We start from the raw sequence: 19,275 nt of genomic DNA on the forward strand, positions 1-19,275 counted from the left end.
GTGGCTGCGCCATGGGTCGACGTCGCGCACTGAGCGCGGTCTCGACACCCCGACCGGTTGTCGTCAATCCAACGTACTTACATGTCATCGAATATTCATTACCGAACTCGCTTCGGATGGCTAACCGGCCTGTCAGCCAGCCTGATCGCCAGTGTTCTCGTTCTCGCCGCCTGCGCCGACCGAGATCCAAAGGACGAGGCCGATGCGACGCCGGAAGCCGTCGTGCGCGTCGTCGAGCGCCGTGCACAGACCCTCACGACGCAGCAGCCGGGACGTCTGGCCGCCTACCGCAGCGCCGATGTGCGTGCGCGTGCGGGCGGGGTCGTCGTCGAACGCCGATACCAGGAAGGACAGACCGTCGCCAAGGGCGATGTGCTCTTCCGCATCGACCCGCAACCGTTGTCGGCTGCGCTGGACGCCGCACGCGGTGCACTCGCCAAGACGCAAGCTGAACACGACGCGGCTCGCGACAAGGTCGAGCGATATCGCGGCCTTCTGGAAGCGCGCGCCATCAGCGCCCGGGAAGATGCCGAGTCTCGCTCGGCCGAAGCGCGCGCGCGCGCGGAGGTGTTGGCCGCTCGCGCGGAGGTCCGCAAGGCGGAACTCAATCTCGGCTATACGCGTGTCGTCTCGCCCATTGCGGGGCGCGTGCGCCGTGCCGAAGTCACGGAGGGCGCGCTGGTCGGTCTCGACTCGGCCACGCTGCTCACACGCGTGGAGCAGATCGATCCGATCTACGTGAACTTCTCGCAGCCGGCCGCCGAGGTGTATGCCATGACGCGCGATTTGCGCACCGGCAAGCTGCAGCACGGCAACGCGTCGGCCGCGCCTCCGGTGCATGTGACGCTGCCCGACGGCCGTGAATATGCGCTACCGGGTCAATTGCTCTTTACCGATCTGGCGGTCGATCCGGGCACGGACACCATCGCCATGCGCGCCGTGCTGCCAAACCCCGACGGCGTGTTGTTGCCGGGCGCGTTCGTGCAGGTGCGCCTGCAGGGGGCGGTGAATCCGAACATCGTGCGCGTGCCCCGCGAGGCGCTCACGCGCACGGCCAATGGCGCCGTGGTGCGCGTGATCGACGCACAGGGCACGGTGCGCGACACGAAGGTGCATGCGGATGAGATCGACGGCCGCGATTGGCTGGTCACGGAGGGCCTTGCGGGCGGCGAGACGATCATCGTGCAGAACGTCGCGCAGTTCTCCGACGGCATGCACGTCAAGGTCAAGGCCGAGGCCAAGCAGACGGACGACACGAAGGCCAAGCCGGTGATGTCCCGCGACGCGAAGCCGAAAGACAATGGCGGACCGGTCGAGCCTGCGCGCGCCGGACCGGCCTCCCACGCGGAGACGCAATAATCATGGCTCGCTTCTTTATCGATCGCCCGGTCTTTGCCTGGGTGATCGCCCTGTTGATTACGCTCGTTGGCGTGCTCTCCATCCGTGCGCTTCCGGTGGCGCAGTACCCCGACATCGCCCCGCCGACGGTCAGTGTCTGGAGTAGCTATCCGGGCGCGTCGGCCAAGGTGGTCGAAGACGCCGTGACGGCGATCATCGAGCGCCAGATGAACGGCGCGCCGGGGCTGATGTATACGTCGGCGTCCAGCGGCAACGGTCGTTCGTCGGTCAATCTCACCTTCCAGCAGGGCACCAATCTCGATCTGGCCGCCGTCGAGGTGCAGAACCGCTTGAAGACGGTCGAATCGCGTCTGCCTGAAGTCGTGCGCCGCGATGGCGTCGTCGTCGAGCGCGCGGCTGACAATATTCATATGGTGGTCACGCTGGCGTCAGCGAATCCGGCGATTGGCGAATCCGATCTCGGCGAGATCGCCGCGGCGCAGGTCATCAACCAGCTCAAACGCGTGCCGGGCGTCGGACAGGTGCAGTTCTGGGGCACGGAGAAAGCAATTCGTATCTGGCCCGACGCAGCGAAGCTCGTCGCCCTCGACCTGAGTGCTTCAGACATCGTCTCGAAGATCCGGGCCTACAACGTGCGCGTGACCATCGGCGATATCGGCGCAGGCTCGACGCCCGCGTCGGCCCCGATCAACGCCAACGTGGTGTCGGAAGGCTCGCTTTCCTCGCCCGAAGCCTTTGCAGCGATTCCGTTGCGCGTGCGTGCCGACGGCTCGGCGATCCGGCTCGGCGATGTCGCTCGCGTGGAATTGGGCGCGGCCGATTACGCTTATTCGTCGCGCGTGGACGGCATGCCGGCCAGCGCGATGGGCATCAAGCTCGCCGCCGGCTCGAACGCCGTTGCGGTGATGAAGGCGGTGCGCAAGGTGATGGACGATCAATCGGCGCTTTTTCCGGCCGGTGTTTCGTACCAGATCCCGTACGAGACCGCGTCGTTCGTCAAGGTTTCGATCCAGAAGGTCGTGAAGACGTTGCTCGAAGCCGTGGTGCTGGTGTTCCTGGTGATGTACCTGTTCATGCAGAACCTGCGCGCCACGCTCATTCCCACACTGGTGGTGCCGGTCGCGCTGCTCGGCACCTTCGGCGTGCTGCTGGGACTCGGCTATTCGATCAACACGCTCACGATGTTCGGCATGGTGCTGGCCATCGGCATTCTCGTCGACGACGCGATTGTCGTCGTGGAGAACACCGAACGCATCATGGTGGAAGAGGGCCTTTCGCCCTATGCCGCCACGGTCAAGGCGATGAAGCAGATCAGCGGGGCCATCGTCGGGATCACGGTGGTGCTGGTCGCGGTGTTCGTACCGATGGCGTTTTTCCCCGGCGCGGTGGGCAACATCTACCGTCAGTTTGCAATCACGCTCGCGGTGTCGATTGCTTTCTCGGCGTTCCTTGCCCTCTCGCTCACGCCCGCGCTGTGCGCCACGCTGCTGCGTCCGATCGCGGCCGGCCATCACGACAAACGCGGTTTCTTCGGTTGGTTCAATCGCACTTTCGCGCTGGGTACCGAGCGCTACACACGGACGGTGAGCAAGACGCTGCGCCGTCCGTGGCGCGCGGTGCTGGTGTATGGCGCGGTGCTGATCGCCGTGCCGCTCGCGTTCATGCGTCTGCCCTCGTCGTTCATTCCCGACGAGGACACCGGCAGCTTCATGGTGATGGCGTCCGAGCCGCAGGGCGCCACGTTGCCCGAGGCGATGTCGGCGCTCGAGCGCATCGAGCACTATCTGATGCAGCACGAGCCGGTCAAACACGTCTTTGCGCTGGGCGGATGGAACGAGTTCGGGTCGGGCCCGGGCGGCGGCATGCTGTTTGTCACGCTCAACGACTGGCACGAGCGCACGTCCGCACACGGCGAGGTGAGCGCCATTGTCGAGCGCGTCAACGCCAAGTTTGGCGGACAGCCCGATCGCATGGTGATGGCGATGAACAGCCCGGCGCTGCCGGAACTGGGTTCGTCGAACGGCTTCAATCTGCGCTTGCAGGACCGGGCCGGTGTGGGTAAGGACGCGCTCACCGCCGCGCGCGACACGCTGCTCAAGAAGGCGGCGCAAGATCCTGTGCTCAAGAACGTGATCTTTGCCGGTCAGGGCGACGTGCCACAAATCGACGTCGCCATCGACCGGCACAAGATGGAAGCGCTCGGCGTCAAGATGGACGACGTCAATACGACGCTCGCGACGATGTTCGGCTCCGACTATGTCGGCGACTTCATGCTGGGCGCGGAGAATCGCCGCGTGATCGTGCAAGCGGACGGACGTCAGCGCGTGTCGCCCGAGGACGTGGGCAACCTGCGTGTGCGCAACGCGAATGGCGAAATGGTGCCGCTTTCGGCATTCGTCTCGCTCAAGTGGAAGCTCGGCTCGCCGCAGCTCAGGCGATACAACGGCTACCCGTCGTTCACGATCCAGGGCGAATCGGCACCGGGCAAGAGCAGCGGCGAGGCGATGGTGCGCATGGAGCGATTGATGGCCGACCTGCCCAAAGGCATCGGTTACGAGTGGAGTGGCCAGTCGCTCGAAGAGCGCATCTCGGGCGCACAGGCGCCGGTGCTGTTCGCCTTGTCGGTGTTGGTGGTCTTCCTCGCGCTCGCGGCGTTGTACGAAAGTTGGGCGATTCCGGCGGCCGTCGTCATGGTGGTGCCGCTTGGTGTGATCGGCGCGCTCGGCGCGGTGAGCTTGCTGGGCATGCCCAACGACATCTACTTCAAGGTGGGGTTGATTGCGACCATCGGCCTGTCGGCGAAGAACGCCATCCTGATCGTGGAAGTCGCCAACGACATGACGAAGCAGGGCATGGCTTGGCTCGATGCGGCGGTCGAAGCCGCGCGTCTGCGCCTGCGCCCGATCGTGATGACGTCGCTGGCATTCGGCTTCGGCGTGGTGCCGCTGGCTATTGCCTCAGGCCCGGCATCGGGCGCACAGCGCGCCATTGGTGTGGCGGTGCTCGGCGGGATCGTGACGGCCACGGTGCTGGCGATCTTTCTGGTGCCGCTGTTTTTCCTGTGGGCCGGTCGCTTCGTGCGCCGGCCAAAGACGAACGCGTCGGGCGATGCCGCACCGGCCATCGAGGGGAAGGTATGAAGATGTTTCGACCCCGCTTGCGCGGGATAGCCGTGCCCGGCGTGTGCTTGCTGGCGTTGGTCGGCGGATGCACGCTGGCGCCGACCTATGAGCGCCCGGCGGCGCCGGTGCCGACCACGTACGAGGCGGCACCGTCGGGCACCGGTGCGCGTCTGGCGCTCGCCGAACCGCTCGCGGCAGACGCGGATTGGGCCGACGTATTCACCGATCCCGCCTTGCAGACGCTGATCCGTCGCTCGCTCGCACAGAATCGCGACTTGCGTCTGGCGTCGCTGCGGGTGCAGGAAGCGCGTGCGCTGTATGGCATCGAGGCGGCCAATCTGCTGCCCAGCGTGCAGGCGGGCGGCGCATTCTCCCGTCAGCGGTACTCGGGGTCGGCAGGCCTGCCTGAGGGCAGAGGCGCCGCCGCAGGTTACGTCGCCAACGACTTACGGGCGACGCTGGGCGTGAGCGCCTTTGAACTCGATTTCTTCGGGCGCGTGCGCAGCCTGCGCGATGCGGCCCTGCATTCGTATCTGGCAAGCGAGGAAGCGCAACGGGCGGCGCAGGTGAGTCTCGTGGCGGAAGTGGCCACGTCCTACATTGGGCTGGTGGCCATCAATGAACAGATCGCCTACGCGCGCGAGGTGCTGGCGGCGCGCGAGGAGGGCATTCGCGTGGTTCGCCTGCGCGCCGAGCGCGGGCTGATCGACGATCTCGACCTGAATGCCGAGACCACGCAGGTCGAAGTGGCGCGGGCATCGCTCGCCGAGCGCGAGCGGCAACGCAGCGAGATCGTGCACGCGTTGCAGGTTCTGACCGGCGATGTGAATGCTAAGCCAGTCGCGGCGGCATCGCTCGACGACGCATTCGTCGTGCCCGTGGCCGCCGGATTGCCGTCCTCGTTGCTGATGCGTCGTCCGGATATTCGGCAGGCCGAAGCGCAACTGCGTGCGGCCAACGCGGATATCGGTGCCGCTCGCGCGGCGTTTTTCCCGTCGATCAAGTTGACGACGGACGTCGGTACCGCCAGCGCAGGCATTGCGGATCTGTTCGGCGCGGGCACCGGTGTGTGGTCGTTTCTGCCGCAAGTTACCGTGCCGATCTTTGCGGGCGGGCGTCACCGGCAAGGTCTGACTCTGGCGAACGTGCGCAAGGAGATGGCCGTTGTGTCGTACGAGCGCGCGATTCAGACGGCGTTTGCCGAAGTGGATGACGCCTTGGCCGCGCAAGGGCTGCTATCGCGCCAGTTCCAGGCGCAAAAGCGCGTGTCGGACGGCGAGCGCGAGCGGCTTCGTCTGGCCCATCATCGCTATACCAACGGCGTGGCGAGCTACCTCGAACTGCTCGACGCGCAGCGCAGCGCATTTCACGCGGCGCAACAGTTGATCGATGTGAAGCAGCGGGTGCTCGTCAACCATGTGGCGCTGTACCGAGCGCTGGGCGGAGGATGGCAACCGGAGAGCGGCACGTCCTGAGATGGTGGGCGGCGGGACCGCATGGCGGGCAGCGCATTGACATGGCGCATCGATAGCGTCTCTTGGTAAAGTCTTGGCATGCCACCACGGTTCATAAGGAAAACTTTGAGATGCGCCGCCTCAATCTGGATCAGCTTCATACGTTTTCCGAAGTCCTCGACGCGGGGAGTTTCTCCGCGGCCGCCGCGCGGCTCGATCTGTCGCAGCCCGCCGTGAGCTTGCAGGTTCGCCAGTTGGAACAGCGATTGAACGTCCGGCTGGTTGAGCGCGTGGGCAAGCGGCTCAAGCCGACGTCCGCCGGGCTGACGCTGCTGGACCATGCCCGCCGCATCGAAGCTGTCGTCGAAGACGCCATGCATGCGCTGTCCAGCCATGCAAGCGGCGAAGTCGGTGAAGTGGCGATCGGCACCGGAGCGACGGCCTGCATTCATTTGTTGCCGCCGATACTGCGAGCGATGCGCAAGCGCCACCCGATGCTCGACATCCGCGTGAGCACCGGGAACACCGACGACGTGGTCGCCGCCGTGACCGAGAACCGGCTCGATATCGGTCTCGTCACCTTGCCCACTGCCGGGCGCAGCCTGCATATCCGGCCCGTATTGCGCGACGCGTTCGTCGCCATCGCGCCGGCAGGCGACTCGCACTGGGCGACGGAGGTCACGCCGCAGATGCTCGCCGCGGCACCGATGGTCGCGTTCGAGCCGGGGAGCAGCACCCGGTTGTTGATCGATGAATGGTTTCTCCAGGCGGGATTGCGCGTGCGGCCGGTCATGGCGCTGGGCAGCGTCGAAGCCATCAAGGAAATGGTGGCGGCCGGCTTGGGTTACAGCATCGTGCCCAGGCTTTCCGTCAACGCGGCGCACTACCGGCGGGGATTGCGTGTCTCGACGCTCACACCGGGGTTGACGAGAACGCTGGCGGTCGTCATGCGCCGCGACAAACCGCTGACACCGGGGTTGCGCAGGGTCGCGTCGGCACTTGAGGCGTTGGGCGATGCCGCCTGATCGCGATGTGATGGCAACGCGGAAATGATCGGTAATTCACGGTAAATCAGTTTGTGGCCCGGTAACGTAGAATTGCCAACCGTGACCGCATAAAGATAGGACTACCATGCGAGAATACGGGAAATTTGCCGGAAATCATTGAGAAGCGCGCAATTCGCAATGCATCATCATCTTTATCGATATGAAGGGCTGCTCGGTGCCCGCTCGGTCGATGCACTTGACGCCGAGTTTCAGAAGCTGACGCAATCCCTGGGATATGAAGCGTTGTTCTATGCGCCGCTGTCACCGCGTCGCGAACGGGAGGCCGCTGCATTCCAGATGGGGGACCAGCGCATTACCTCGCAGGGAATGCCTAGCCGGCACATTTTCACGACGTTTCCGGCCGCCTGGATTGAGCGCTATCAAAGCGTGGGATATGCCGAAGTGGATCCCGTATTGATTGCCGCGAATTTGTCGCCGCTGCCGATTCTCTGGCGAACCTTCCTCGCACAGGCGCAGCCGCACCCCATCTTCGCGGACGCGCGCGCACACGGCCTCGGGTCCGGGGTGTCGATTCCGATCTACGGTGCGACCGGCGAGCGCGCGATCTTCAGTGCCGCGACGGCCGCGTCGCCGGAAGCCTCGGCCGAGCACGAAGCGCGCATGCTCGGAGAGATTTATCTGGCGGCAGTGTATTTTCACCAGGCGATTCAGCAGCTCGACATGCAATGGGTGGCGAGTCGCAGCACCGGCAAGCTCAGCCCGCGTGAGATCGAAAGTCTGCTGTGGGCGGCGCGCGGCAAAACCGCGTGGGAGATCGGTTTGATTCTGCGCATCTCCGAGCATACGGTGACGTTTCACCTCAATAACGCCAAGCGCAAGCTCGGTGCGGTCAATCGGCACCAGGCCATTGCCGCGGCGATCAGCAGCGGGGCGATATCACCCTGAGGTATCGTCGATGCCGTCATCTCCCGTGAGCGTCCTCGACGTGACGCTCGCGCGGCCGCTTCGCCTGCCATCCCCGTCCCGGTTTTGTTTCGTTTTCGCGTAATTCCTTCATCGGATTGCGAGGATTTCACAGCGTTTGTGAAACAGTGTGTTGTCGCTTTAGGGCTGGTTCATTAATGAGGGAAAACTATAATTTACCTGTGGCGAAAACTGATTGAGTGCGGTTTTCGTGTCCATGCGTAACCGATGAACGATAAAAAGGAGTTTTCCATGAAAAAGAACCTGTTGAGCGCTGTCGCCCTTGTTGGCTTGACGATGGCTGCCGGCTCGGTATTCGCCGAAGGTCAGGCGCAAACGAGCGGTGTCACCCGCGCCCATGTGCGCGCCGAACTTCAGGCAGCCCGTGAACTGGGTCTCTCGCCGGTGACGGAATTCAACTTCCCGTACACCTATGAGCAGTCGGTGCAATTGCAGAACCTGACGGCCCAGATCGAAGCGCGCAATCAAACGGCGACCCCGGCCGCCAACTGAAGGTGATGCGATAACCGTCGACAGGTTATCGATGGCAGTGCCTGGATTCGCCGACGGCCCGCCCGACTCGCGACCGAGTCTCGCCTGCGCCGCGCGAATCACCCCCACCGACGCCGTAGTGCGTCCTACCACAGCCCCGCCCGAGGATTCGTTCCCGACGGGGCTTGTGTGTTTCTGGAGGCACGGCGTCGCGAAGACGCCACCTGCCTAATCTCAACGGGGGGATGCCGAAGATGCCGTGGAGGTTGCCGGCGTGTTGCCGCCGCCGGCCGTCCCAGCGGATGCCACTGGCGACGCCTTCTCGTGACTTGCACTCGCCGCACTCGATTGCCAGCCCCCGCCCAACGCCAGGAACAGATTGACCTGGTCCAGCGCGACTTGTGTTTCGGAGGCGGCCAGCGCGGCCTCGGCACTGGCGTGCGTGCGCTCGGCGTCAAGACTCGTCAGATACGGCGCGCGACCGGCCTGGTAGAGCTTGTGGTTCTGTTCGGCGGCGGTGCGCGATTTGTCGCGGGCATCGCGCAGGGCGTCGTCGCGCTGCAGCTCACGCGTGTATGCCGAGAGCGACGTCTGCGTTTCCTGCAGGGCCTTGAGCACGACGCCGTCGAAATGCGCGAGCGCGGCATCCGCCCCGGCTTCCATGCCCTTGATGTGCGAACGCACGCCGTTGGTCGGCAGCGACCACGTGATCATCGGTCCCACGCTCCACTGCTCGGTGCGGCCTTGCCCGAAGTGTTCCAGGACACCGCTCGCCCCGACCGACGCGCCAATGCGGATCGACGGGTAGAGATCCGCCGTGGCAACGCCGATCTTCGCCGTGGCGGAGGCGAGTTCGCGCTCGGCCTGACGCACGTCGGGGCGGCGCTTGAGCAGCGCCGTGCCGTCGCCGACCGGCAGCGGTTGCGCGAGTTGAGGAATGCGGCGGCACTGCGCCGCACTTGCGTCGAGCATGCCCGGAACCTTGCCGAGCATCACGGCCAGCCGGTAGGTTGCCGCGTCGTGCTGCGCCTGGAAATGCGGCAAGGCGGCGCGCAAGGTGTCGGCCTGCGCCTGCGCGCGCAGCAGATCGGTTGGCTGATCCCGGCCGGCATCGACAAGCTTGCGCGTAATCGCCACGCTCTTTTCCTGCAACTTCAGTTGTTCGTTGGCGATGTCGAACTCGTGGTTGGCCGCGCAGCCTTGCACATAGGCGCGCACCGTTTCGGCGGCCACGCTCACACGCACGACGTCGAGGGCCGCCTGACTGGCTTCGGCGGCGGCCAGCGCGGCTTCGTCCGCGCGCGCGAGTTTGCCGAAGAAGTCGATCTGATACGAGATGGACAGGGCGGCGGCGGCCAGATTGACCACCGGCAATTTTTCTTCCTTCAGGAAGCTCTCGCCGGAGATCTGGGCGCGGGCGGCTTCGGCTTGCACGCCGCCTTGCGGCAGATTCTCCGATTCGACTTCGTGGTACATCGCGAGCGCGCGCTGCACGTTGGCGGCGGCTACGCGAATGTTCGTGTTGGCGGCCAGCGCCGTTTTCACGAGTGCGTCGAGCTTGGGGTCGTCGTAGAGTTGCCACCAGTCGTCGGGCACGGCGCCGATCGAGACACCGCGTTGCGCTGCTTTCGCGACGGGGCCATTGGCGTCGGGCGAGCGCATGAGCGCGTGGTCCGGAAGATGATAGTCAGGCCCGACGGTCGTGCAACCGGCAACGAGCGCGGTGGCCGCTGCCACGGCGCTCATCAGGCATACGCGTGATTTCACCGCTGGGCTCCCGGTTGGGCGGACGTGGCCGATGTGGCCGACGTGACCGACGAAGGAGATGACGTCGACGATTGCGATTGACCGGCGGTGTCCTGCTGACCCTCCACGACCGTCACGGTCGCGGTGCGCCCGGCGACCAGACGCATGTCCTTGGGCACATCGTCGAGCGCAATGCGCACCGGAATGCGTTGGGCGAGACGCACCCAGTTGAAGGTCGGGTTGATGTTGGGCAGCATCGACGCACCGCTCGTGCGGTCGCGATCCTCGATGCCGGCGACGATGCTCTGGACATGGCCGTGCAGCATCTGGCGCTCGCCCATCAGGCGCACCTCGACCTTGTCGCCGATGTGGATGCCGCGCATCTTCGTTTCTTCGAAATAGCCTTCCACATGCAGCGAGTTGGCATCGACCATCGAGAGCACCGGGCGGCCGGTGCTGACGTAGTCGCCAACCCGTGGCAGGCGATCGTTCAGGTAGCCGTCGGCGGGCGCGAGCACCCGGGTGCGCGCGAGGTTGAGTTTCGCCAATCGCACGGCGGCGTTCGCCTGGGCTACCGCCGCCTCGCCCGATTCGACCTTGGCCTGGCCGGCTTCGACGACTTCCTTGGCGACCACTTCCGTCAACTGATGGTTGCGCGCATTTTCGCGGCGCGCCTGTGCGAGCGTGGCGCGCAGCGCCGCGACGTTGGCCTCGGCCTGCTGCACTGCCAGCGTGTAGCGGTCGGGGTCGATCACGAACAACAGATCGCCACGGTGCACCGGCTGATTGTCCTTGACCTCGACATCGGTGATGAGGCCAGAGACGTCGGGGGCGACCTGCACGATGTCGGCGCGAATGCGGCCGTCGCGCGTCCAGGGGGCGACGGTGTAGTAGTCCCACAGATGCAGCAGAACGTACACCGCGACGCAAGATACCGCGAGCGTCAGCGCGACGGGGCCGATGGAGCGAAATTTCAGTTTCATGGTTGGCAGGCGTGCGCGATGGCGACAATGCCGCCCAGCGCGATGATGTACACAGCAAGGTTGAACAGGGAACGGTGCCAGACGAGCTTGTAAAAGCCCAGGCGCGCGAGTACGAAGCGCAGCGCGCCAGTCAGGACGAAGGCCACGACCATCAGCACGAGCAGCGTCGGTACGAACACGCCGTAGATATCGATCTCTCCGCTCATTGAGCACTCCCGGGGCGTACGGTGGGGAACAGCGCGACGTGGATGTCCATGAGCGACGCGCGCGCGCTGCGCGCCGCCTGGTCGGTATGCGCCACCATCGAGCGCACGGCACCCAGCAGTTTGTCCTGCAGTGTGGCGTCGGGGGTGCTTACCGACTCGTCGAGCCGCGCCTGATAAAAGCGCGCCACATCGGTGAGCACGGCCTGAACGGCGTCGCGCTGCGATGCATTGAGATGCGGCAGCTCTCGCTGCAACGCCAGCGCCGAGAGTTCAACGCGCACTTCGGTAAAACCATCGCTCGACGTTTCGCTCTCGCTCGCAGCCAGACGCGGCACGAGCTGGCCCAACCGATCGAGCAGACGCGTGCGCAGACGGTTATGTTCGGCAACGGAGCGCCCGAGCGCGTTGCGCGCGATGTCGCGCCAGCTCGAATGAATCAGCCGGCGCATGGCAACGCGCGTCCCGAAGGGGCGCGTCTGCAGTGTCCAGAGCAAGGCGAACAGCACGCCGGCCAGTCCGGCGAGATTGCCGTTGAAGAACGCCTGGAAGTCGGCGCTGTATCCGCCCTGAATGCCCACGAAGCTCGCCGTATTCACCGCGACGAGCATGGCCACCATCGTGAAGCGCGGTTGTGGAATCAGCGTGCCCAGCAACAGATACGGAATGGCGAACAGCGCGACGAGCAGCCCGAAGTCGTGCGCATTCGTCAGGATGAAGAACACGTACACGGCGGCGAACACCACGCATACGGCCGTCGCCCAGAAAAACGAGCGGATGAACGGCGCGGGCTCGTCCATCGCGGCGAAGAAGCAGCAGGCCACGGCACCGAGCGAGACGCCGGCGGCGCCATCGTTCCATCCGGTGTAGATCCACGCCATGCCCATGAGGAAAGTGCACAGTGCCGCCGACACCGTCGAGAACAGCAGGAGACCGTGGTCGTAGTGGCGCGCGCCGCCCAGCTCCCAATGCTGGAAGGCGGGCGTCCATTCACCCTCGCCCTCGTAATGCTTGCGCTGACCGAAGCGGCGCTGCAGCGACGCGCAATCCTGCCAGAGCTGTACAAGTGAGCGCAGACGGTCTTCGGTGGCTGCGACCAAGGCACCATACCAGTCCGAGGCCTCGCCGGCCGATGGCGCCGGGCTCAGTAAATGCGCCGGGGCGGGCATCGGCGCACCGCGACGCAGCCAGGCGACCACGTCGGCCATCTTCGCCTCGAGCGTCTCGGGCGCGCCGCTCGGGTGCTCGCGCAACGCCTGCACGAGCGACGCGACCGTCGAGAGCACGGGCATCATCATCGTCATGCGCCCGCGCAATTCCTGCGCATCGCGCACGCGTTCGGACGTGTCGGCGTCATACGAGAGCTGGCTGATCAACTGGTCGAGGGCCAGAATGTCGGCCGCCATGCGGTGACGGCTCATGTGGCGCGTTGCCTTGCCGTCGGGGTCTGCCGAGAGCATGTCGGTCGTCCAGCGCGCGGCGTCGGTCAGCCAGCGCGCCGAGCGGTCGTGCAGGACCTTGGCCACGCTCGTGGGCAGGACCACGGCGCCGACCACGCTCGCACAGACGATGCCGAGGATGATTTCTTCGGAGCGTGCCACGGCGATATCGAAGATGACGCCAGGCGTGTTGACGGCCGGCAGGGCGATCAGCGGCAGCGTGTATGAGGCGAGCAGGAACACATAGCTGCGCGGCGAGCGATGCAGCAGCGAAATATAGAGCAGCGTGCCGGTCCACAGCCCGACGGCCGCCATCAGCAGCTCTGGCGTGTTGACGAGCGCCGGCACGAAGACGACGGACGCCGCGGCGCCGAGCAGCGTGCCGAACACGCGATACAGCGCCTTGGAGCGCGTGGCGCCCGTGAGCGGGTGCGACACGATATAGACGGTGGCCATCGCCCAGTACGGACGCGGCAGGCCGAGCGCGAGCGCGATGTAAAGCGCCAGCATCGAGGCGAGGAACGCCTTGATCGAGAAAATCCAGTCGCGGGAGGAAGGCCAGGTGAGCACGGTTTACTTCTTGGGGGGAGCCAGTGCGAGGATGGACCCATCGGGGCCCGCTGCGCGAGAGAGCACTTCGAACACGCGCAACACCGCTTCGAAATCCTCGCGCGGAATGTCGGCGAACACCTTCGCGCGCAACTCGCTGAGTTCGATTTCGAGCTTTTCGGCGAGCGCTTCGCCAGCCGCGGTCAGACGCAGCGCATTGGCGCGGCGGTCACTTGCATCGACTTCACGCAGCACGAGACCGGCCCCGCACAACTGATCGAGCAGTCGCACCAGGGACGCGCCTTCGAGCCCGACATATTCGGCAAGCTCGACCTGCCGCACCCCTTGGCCAAGCCGGCGGATGAACAGCAACGGGCCTGCGCTCGCCGCCGAAATACCGTACTCGGCGATCGCGCCCTGCGATAACTGGCGCCACTGTTTGCCTGCCAGCAGCAGATGGCTGGTAAAGACGAAGCGGAGCGATTCTAGGGAGGTCATGGAAAAGATTATATGTTAACTAATAATTAGGATGCTAGTTAATGCGCTATTGCGTCAGATGGCAGGATCTCCGCAAACCAAGGCCTGTATTGGCTTTGCGGAAGATCCTTGCGCCAGTTGCCAGCGCTTTGGCGGGCGGTTTCGGCGACGTTCGCGCGTTTTATTTCTGATGAGGCGATCTCAGGCGCCCCGGCGCTCGCTGCCGTTGCCGGCGCTTTCTCGCTCGGTTTCCCCATCGGACGGGCCGCCCGCCGCCTCGTCGATTCGCTTCATGTTTTCGAGAAGCTTAAGCAGATAGTGCAGCGTGTGAGTCATGTCGCCGGTCGAGAATTCATCGAGCGCCTGCGCGTAATAGCCGTGGATGCGCGGCACCGCCTCCCGGTGCCAGACCTCGTGCCCGTGCTCGGTCATGGTGATGCGGCGCGATCTCCGGTCGCGGCCGTCCGGCGCGCTGGCGATATGGCCGTCGCGCTCCATGCGGCCGATCAGGCCCGACAGATTCTGGCGACTCACCATCAGATAACGCGCGAGATCGCCCACGCTCATGCCGTCGGACACCTCGGGGCGCGAGAGGGCGCCAAGTACGGCCCATTGCTGCGTCGTCAGCCCCAGGCTTTCGACCGCCCGCGTGCCTGTTTTATGCAACATGTTTGCGCATTGATAGAGCCGGAAGAACAGCCTGTTCGCCAGCTCCATTCGCGTTATTTCTGCATTATTGCTAGGGTTTTCCATATCAATTTCTCCGCTTCCGCGTGCTTGCGTATCGCCGATGTCGCGTCTAGTATACGTCAACATATTGACGTAATTTGATGGGTGGGCCGGAATCTCCGAGGTCAGCAAGGATACCGCGCCCCCCTGTGACTCTGGAGGCGAGACATGCAGCGATTCGAGGGCAAGACCGTCATCGTGACGGGCGGTGGGGGCGGGATCGGTGGGGCGACGTGCCGCCGTTTCGCCAGTGAAGGCGCGGCGGTGGCGGTCTTCGACCGCGATCTGGCGGCGGCCGAGCGCTGCGCAGGCGAGATCGTGGACGCTGGTGGGCGTGCGCAAGCATTCGCGTGCGACATCACAGTGCGTGAGCAGGTCGACGCCGCCGTCGCGGCGGTATCGGCGGCGTTGGGGCCGGTGGACGTTCTGGTCAACAACGCCGGGTGGGACATCTTCAAGCCCTTCACCAAGACGACACCGGCGCAGTGGGAATCGCTCATCGCCATCAACCTCGTGGGGGCGCTGCACATGCATCACGCAGTGTTGCCGGAGATGGTGGCGCGGCGCAGCGGACGCATCGTGAACATCGCGTCGGACGCGGCGCGCGTCGGGTCGTCGGGCGAAGCGGTGTACGCCGCCTGCAAAGGCGGGCTCGTCGCGTTCTCGAAGACGCTTGCCCGCGAGCATGCGCGCCACGGCATCACCGTCAACGTGGTGTGCCCGGGGCCGACCGACACGGCACTGTTTGCCGATTACAAGGAAGGCGCGGGCAATCCGGAAAAGCTGGTCGAAGCGTTCACCAAGTCCATTCCGCTCGGCCGCATCGGGCAGCCGGACGACTTGCCGGGGGCCATTGCCTTCTTCGCGAGCGACGACGCCGCGTTCGTCACCGGTCAGGTGCTGAGCGTCTCGGGCGGCCTCACGATGTGCGGTTGAGCCAGGCCATTTTCCGATCTCTCTTATCGATTTCACCATTGGCGCGCGTCACGGCTTTCAGCGACACCCAACGACCGCGAGCGACGCGCAGCGGCAAGGAGCGAAACCATGCAATACGAAGACATCCTTTATGAAGTGCGCAACGGTGCGGCGTGGATCACGATCAACCGTCCGGACAAGATGAACGCTTTTCGTGGGCGCACCTGCGACGAATTGATTCACGCCATCAACAAGGCAGGCTATGACCGCGAGATCGCCAGTATTGTGCTTGCCGGCGCAGGCGAGAAAGCATTCTGCACCGGCGGCGATCAGTCGGCGCACGAAGGGCAATACGACGGGCGCGGCACCATCGGGCTGCCGATGGAGGAACTGCACAACGCCATTCGCGACGTGCCCAAACCCGTCATTGCCCGCGTGCAAGGCTATGCCATCGGCGGCGGCAACGTGATCTGCACCTTGTGCGACTTCACGATTGCGTCCGAGAAGGCCGTGTTCGGTCAGGTCGGCCCGAAGGTCGGCTCGGTCGATCCGGGCTTCGGTACCGCATTTCTCGCGCGCGTCGTCGGCGAGAAGAAGGCGCGCGAGATCTGGTATCTGTGCCGTCGATATCCGGCGGCGGAAGCGCTGGCGATGGGGCTCGTGAACACAGTCGTGCCGCACGATCAACTCGATGCGGAAGTCCAGAAGTGGTGCGACGAGATTCTGGAGCGCAGCCCGACGGCGATTGCGATTGCGAAGCGCTCGTTCAACATGGATACGGCGCAACAGGCGGGCATCGCGGGCATGGGGATGTACGCGCTCAAACTCTATTACGAGACGGAAGAGTCGCGCGAAGGCGTGCGTGCGTTCCAGGAGAAGCGCAAGCCCGAGTTCCGGAAATACGCCAAATAAGCGAGGCAAACGCCATGCACAATCCGTATCTCGACGACGATCTCGTCGCGCTGGCCGAGCACACGCAACGTTTCGCGCAGGCGCGTGTCGCACCGGGCTTTCTCGAGCGCGACAAGACACGTGTGCTCGATCGCACGCTCATGCGCGAGATGGGCGAGCTTGGCCTGATTGCGCCGGAGCTGCCGGAAGCGTTCGGCGGGCAGGGCATGGGATGCCTCGCGGCCGGCGTGATTCACGAAGCGATTGCGCGCGCGGACCTGAGCCTCTCCTACGTGAATCTGCTGGCCTCGCTCAATGGCCAGATTCTCGCGGCACATGGACAGCCCGAGGTCGTCTTGCCCTGGTTGCGAAAGCTCACGCGCGGCGAGACGCTGCTCGCCATCGCGCTCACCGAGCCGCGCGGCGGATCGGACGCCGCCAACCTGCGCATGCGGGCCGAGTTCGACGCAACGCACTACGTGCTCAATGGGGAAAAGACGTCCATCTCCGCCGCGGACCAGGCCGATGCCGCCGTCGTGTTCGCGCGCACGGGCGACGTGGCGTCGGGCGCGCGCGGCATCTCGGCGTTCCTCGTGCCGCTCGACCTGCCGGGCATCACACGGCAACGCTTCGATTGCCACGGCCAGCGCGCCATCGGCCGGGGCTCGCTGTTCTTCGAAAACGTGAAGATCCCGGTGGATCACGTGCTGGGGGCGCCGGGCGAGGGCTTCGTGCAAGTGATGCAGGGCTTCGACTTTTCGCGCGCACTGATCGGCTTGCAGGTGCTGGCCGTCGCCCGCGCCTCGCTCGACGAGACGTGGGAATACGTGGCGCATCGCGAAGCGTTCGGCAAACCGCTGTCGGCGTTTCAGGGCGTATCGCACCCGCTGGCCGACTTCGACACGCAGGTCGAGGCGGCGCGTCTGCTCTGCCTTCAAACGCTGTGGCTCAAGGATCGCGGCCTGCCGCACAGCGCCGAGGCGGCCATGTGCAAATGGTGGGGGCCGAAGCTCGCTTACGACGTCATCCATCAGTGCCTGCTGATGTTCGGTCATGGCGGCTACGACCGCGGAGTGATGGAGCAGCGCTTGCGCGACGTGCTCGGTTTCCAGATCGGCGACGGCACCGCGCAGATCATGAAGACGATCATTGCACGCACTCGCGCCGGCCGGCAGGCAGTGCCCGTTTGACCGAACGGCGGCTGGCGTTTGAGTCAGGGCATGGACAAGACCTTAACAGCGGGACATCCGCGACAGCACAGGAGACGATGCGATGGAGTTCGATGCGGTATTGCTTCCCCCTCGACGTGAGCACAGTGTGGCGCGCGGCTGGTGGCCCGAACGCACGATCAACGACGCGCTCGACGCGGCGCTCGCGGCATGGCCCGACAAGGTGGCGCTCACGGCAGTCTCGACGGCGACCGGCCAGACCACGCAACTGACCTACGCCGCGCTGTCCGATGCCGCGGAGCGTCTTGCGCTCGGCCTGTTGCGTCGCGGCGTCGGCCGCGGCGACGTGGTCGCTTGCCAACTGCCCAACGGCTGGCCGTTCGCGGTGACCTACCTGGCGTGTGCCCGCCTCGGCGCGGTGATCAATCCCCTCATGCACATCTTCCGCGAGCGCGAACTGTCGTTCATGCTGCGCCATGGCGAGGCGAAGGTATTCATCGTGCCGGAGCAGTTTCGCGGCTTCGATCATGCCGCGATGGCGCGCGCGTTGCAGCGCGAACTTGCTGCGCTCAGCCATGTGATCGTGGTCGGCGAGGCCGCGACAGGCGACAGCTTCGATGCCGTTCTCATGGCGGGTGAGCCGGCGGCGAGCGACGCCGAGCGGGCGCAGATGCAAGCGTCGCGTGCGCGCCCGGACGACGTGATGCAATTGATGTACACGTCCGGCACCACGGGCGAGCCGAAGGGCGTGATGCACAGTGCGAACACCACGTTCTCGAACATCGAGGCCTACGCGCAGCGCATGCGCCTCGGTCGCGACGACGTGATTCTGATGGGCTCGCCGCTCGCGCACCAGACCGGCTTCATGTACGGCCTGATGATGCCCATCATGCTCGGCGCGACTGCGGTCATGCTCGACGTGTGGGATCCGGTGAATGCCGTGCGGCTGATTCGGGCGCACGGGGTGACGTTCACGATGGCGTCCACCCCATTTCTCTCGGATCTGACCAAGGCGGTGGCGGCCAGCGGCGAGACTGTGCCGAGCCTGCGGGCGTTCCTGTGCGCGGGGGCGCCGATTCCCGGTCCGGTGGTCGAGCAGGCGCGCAAGGTACTCGGTGCGAAGATCGTATCCGCATGGGGCATGACCGAGAACGGTGCCGTCACGCTCACGCGTCTGGAGGATGACGACGCGCGCGCGTCCACGACGGACGGCTGCCCGCTGCCGGGCGTCGAGCTACGGGTGGTCGATGCGGATAATCGCGACCTGCCGACGGGTGAGACCGGCCGCTTGCTCGTTCGCTCGTGTTCGAATTTCGGCGGCTATCTCAAGCGCGCACAGTGGAACGGCACCGATGCCGCCGGGTGGTTCGACACCGGCGACATGGCGTGGCTCGATGCCACGGGCTACGTGCGCATTGCCGGGCGCAGCAAGGACGTGATCATTCGGGGCGGCGAGAATATCCCCGTCGTCGAGATCGAGGCACTGCTGTACCGGCACCCGGCGATCGCGACGGTGGCTATCGTCGCGTATCCGGACGAGCGGCTCGGCGAGCGCGCCTGTGCGGTCGTGGTGCCTCGCCCGGGACAGTCGGTCGATCTGCCCGCGCTCACCGGCTTCCTGGCGTCGCACAAGGTCGCCCGGCAGTATTGGCCGGAACGCCTCGAAGTGCGCGAGGCGCTGCCCACGACCCCGACGGGTAAGATACAGAAGTTCAAATTGCGCGAGATGCTGCAGGCGGACGAGTAAACACCTGCACGCGGCGCGGCATTCTTCAAG

The 19,275-nt window shown here is 65.2% G+C and carries 16 protein-coding genes; 10 read left to right on the top strand and 6 right to left on the bottom strand.

Going from position 1 to position 19,275, the window contains the following annotated elements:
* Positions 1 to 81: 81 nt before the first annotated feature.
* The 6 genes from PCE31107_RS07985 to PCE31107_RS08010 all read left to right on the top strand — a co-directional run bounded on the left by PCE31107_RS07985 (position 82) and on the right by PCE31107_RS08010 (position 8,418).
* Positions 82 to 1,359, top strand: a complete 1,278-nt coding sequence (locus PCE31107_RS07985) for an efflux RND transporter periplasmic adaptor subunit (protein ID WP_246181751.1) — start codon at positions 82 to 84, stop codon at positions 1,357 to 1,359.
* A gap of 2 nt (positions 1,360 to 1,361) precedes the next feature.
* Entirely contained in the window at positions 1,362 to 4,499 is a 3,138-nt protein-coding gene (locus PCE31107_RS07990; RefSeq protein ID WP_150607564.1) for a multidrug efflux RND transporter permease subunit, read from the top strand.
* Positions 4,496 to 5,956, top strand: coding sequence for an efflux transporter outer membrane subunit (locus PCE31107_RS07995; RefSeq protein WP_150607566.1), 1,461 nt, complete (start codon positions 4,496 to 4,498; stop codon positions 5,954 to 5,956). Before PCE31107_RS07990 ends, PCE31107_RS07995 begins: the two co-directional genes overlap by 4 nt.
* A 110-nt stretch (positions 5,957 to 6,066) precedes the next feature.
* Entirely contained in the window at positions 6,067 to 6,960 is an 894-nt protein-coding gene (locus PCE31107_RS08000) for a LysR family transcriptional regulator (protein ID WP_150607568.1), read from the top strand.
* 159 nt (positions 6,961 to 7,119) lie between these two features.
* Positions 7,120 to 7,887 (top strand): LuxR family transcriptional regulator, encoded by a 768-nt coding sequence (locus PCE31107_RS23505; RefSeq protein WP_150607571.1) that lies wholly within the window; start codon positions 7,120 to 7,122, stop codon positions 7,885 to 7,887.
* Positions 7,888 to 8,157: 270 nt separating this feature from the next.
* Positions 8,158 to 8,418 (top strand): DUF4148 domain-containing protein, encoded by a 261-nt coding sequence (locus tag PCE31107_RS08010; protein ID WP_130026730.1) that lies wholly within the window; start codon positions 8,158 to 8,160, stop codon positions 8,416 to 8,418.
* A gap of 213 nt (positions 8,419 to 8,631) precedes the next feature.
* Here PCE31107_RS08010 and PCE31107_RS08015 read toward each other — a convergent pair whose 3' ends face one another.
* From PCE31107_RS08015 to PCE31107_RS08040, 6 genes are all read right to left on the bottom strand, one after another.
* Complete coding sequence (locus PCE31107_RS08015; protein ID WP_150607682.1) at positions 8,632 to 10,143, bottom strand: efflux transporter outer membrane subunit; 1,512 nt, start codon at positions 10,141 to 10,143, stop codon at positions 8,632 to 8,634.
* 17 nt (positions 10,144 to 10,160) lie between these two features.
* The gene (locus tag PCE31107_RS08020; protein WP_150607575.1) at positions 10,161 to 11,126 is read right to left on the bottom strand and encodes an efflux RND transporter periplasmic adaptor subunit; all 966 of its coding nucleotides are present in this window, start codon (positions 11,124 to 11,126) and stop codon (positions 10,161 to 10,163) included.
* Positions 11,123 to 11,332, bottom strand: a complete 210-nt coding sequence (locus PCE31107_RS08025; protein ID WP_017233909.1) for a DUF1656 domain-containing protein — start codon at positions 11,330 to 11,332, stop codon at positions 11,123 to 11,125. Before PCE31107_RS08025 ends, PCE31107_RS08020 begins: the two co-directional genes overlap by 4 nt.
* The gene (locus tag PCE31107_RS08030) at positions 11,329 to 13,338 is read right to left on the bottom strand and encodes an FUSC family protein (protein WP_150607577.1); all 2,010 of its coding nucleotides are present in this window, start codon (positions 13,336 to 13,338) and stop codon (positions 11,329 to 11,331) included. The genes PCE31107_RS08025 and PCE31107_RS08030 overlap by 4 nt, the downstream gene beginning before the upstream one ends.
* A gap of 3 nt (positions 13,339 to 13,341) precedes the next feature.
* Positions 13,342 to 13,815: a MarR family winged helix-turn-helix transcriptional regulator gene (locus PCE31107_RS08035; protein WP_130026726.1), complete on the bottom strand. Its 474-nt coding sequence runs from the start codon at positions 13,813 to 13,815 to the stop codon at positions 13,342 to 13,344.
* A 180-nt stretch (positions 13,816 to 13,995) separates the two neighbouring features.
* A complete protein-coding gene (locus tag PCE31107_RS08040) occupies positions 13,996 to 14,547 on the bottom strand; it encodes a MarR family winged helix-turn-helix transcriptional regulator (RefSeq protein ID WP_150607579.1) in 552 nt (183 codons plus the stop codon).
* A gap of 144 nt (positions 14,548 to 14,691) precedes the next feature.
* On the opposite strand from PCE31107_RS08040, the gene badH reads away from it, so the two are divergent.
* The 4 genes from badH to aliA all read left to right on the top strand — a co-directional run bounded on the left by badH (position 14,692) and on the right by aliA (position 19,245).
* Positions 14,692 to 15,459 (top strand): 2-hydroxycyclohexanecarboxyl-CoA dehydrogenase, encoded by a 768-nt coding sequence (badH, locus tag PCE31107_RS08045; protein ID WP_130026725.1) that lies wholly within the window; start codon positions 14,692 to 14,694, stop codon positions 15,457 to 15,459.
* Between the two features lie 108 nt (positions 15,460 to 15,567).
* Complete coding sequence (badI, locus tag PCE31107_RS08050) at positions 15,568 to 16,350, top strand: 2-ketocyclohexanecarboxyl-CoA hydrolase (RefSeq protein WP_130026724.1); 783 nt, start codon at positions 15,568 to 15,570, stop codon at positions 16,348 to 16,350.
* A gap of 14 nt (positions 16,351 to 16,364) precedes the next feature.
* The gene (gene aliB / locus PCE31107_RS08055; RefSeq protein ID WP_150607581.1) at positions 16,365 to 17,519 is read left to right on the top strand and encodes a cyclohexanecarboxyl-CoA dehydrogenase; all 1,155 of its coding nucleotides are present in this window, start codon (positions 16,365 to 16,367) and stop codon (positions 17,517 to 17,519) included.
* A gap of 82 nt (positions 17,520 to 17,601) precedes the next feature.
* Entirely contained in the window at positions 17,602 to 19,245 is a 1,644-nt protein-coding gene (gene aliA / locus PCE31107_RS08060) for a cyclohexanecarboxylate-CoA ligase (protein WP_150607583.1), read from the top strand.
* Positions 19,246 to 19,275 lie beyond the last annotated feature (30 nt).

The organism is Pandoraea cepalis, assembly GCF_902459625.1.
GTDB classification, from domain to species: Bacteria; Pseudomonadota; Gammaproteobacteria; order Burkholderiales; family Burkholderiaceae; genus Pandoraea; species Pandoraea cepalis.

Excerpts from the sequence above, each read along its gene's own strand:
- PCE31107_RS08025 (WP_017233909.1), bottom strand. The coding sequence starts at position 11,332 with ATGAGCGGAGAGATCGATATCTACGGCGTGTTCGTACCGACGCTGCTC.
- PCE31107_RS07990 (WP_150607564.1), top strand. The coding sequence starts at position 1,362 with ATGGCTCGCTTCTTTATCGATCGCCCGGTCTTTGCCTGGGTGATCGCC.
- PCE31107_RS08040 (WP_150607579.1), bottom strand. The coding sequence starts at position 14,547 with ATGGAAAACCCTAGCAATAATGCAGAAATAACGCGAATGGAGCTGGCG.
- badI (WP_130026724.1), top strand. The coding sequence starts at position 15,568 with ATGCAATACGAAGACATCCTTTATGAAGTGCGCAACGGTGCGGCGTGG.
- PCE31107_RS07985 (WP_246181751.1), top strand. The coding sequence starts at position 82 with ATGTCATCGAATATTCATTACCGAACTCGCTTCGGATGGCTAACCGGC.
- PCE31107_RS08015 (WP_150607682.1), bottom strand. The coding sequence starts at position 10,143 with ATGAGCGCCGTGGCAGCGGCCACCGCGCTCGTTGCCGGTTGCACGACC.
- PCE31107_RS08010 (WP_130026730.1), top strand. The coding sequence starts at position 8,158 with ATGAAAAAGAACCTGTTGAGCGCTGTCGCCCTTGTTGGCTTGACGATG.
- PCE31107_RS08000 (WP_150607568.1), top strand. The coding sequence starts at position 6,067 with ATGCGCCGCCTCAATCTGGATCAGCTTCATACGTTTTCCGAAGTCCTC.
- badH (WP_130026725.1), top strand. The coding sequence starts at position 14,692 with ATGCAGCGATTCGAGGGCAAGACCGTCATCGTGACGGGCGGTGGGGGC.
- aliA (WP_150607583.1), top strand. The coding sequence starts at position 17,602 with ATGGAGTTCGATGCGGTATTGCTTCCCCCTCGACGTGAGCACAGTGTG.
- PCE31107_RS08035 (WP_130026726.1), bottom strand. The coding sequence starts at position 13,815 with ATGACCTCCCTAGAATCGCTCCGCTTCGTCTTTACCAGCCATCTGCTG.
- PCE31107_RS07995 (WP_150607566.1), top strand. The coding sequence starts at position 4,496 with ATGAAGATGTTTCGACCCCGCTTGCGCGGGATAGCCGTGCCCGGCGTG.
- PCE31107_RS23505 (WP_150607571.1), top strand. The coding sequence starts at position 7,120 with ATGCATCATCATCTTTATCGATATGAAGGGCTGCTCGGTGCCCGCTCG.
- aliB (WP_150607581.1), top strand. The coding sequence starts at position 16,365 with ATGCACAATCCGTATCTCGACGACGATCTCGTCGCGCTGGCCGAGCAC.
- PCE31107_RS08020 (WP_150607575.1), bottom strand. The coding sequence starts at position 11,126 with ATGAAACTGAAATTTCGCTCCATCGGCCCCGTCGCGCTGACGCTCGCG.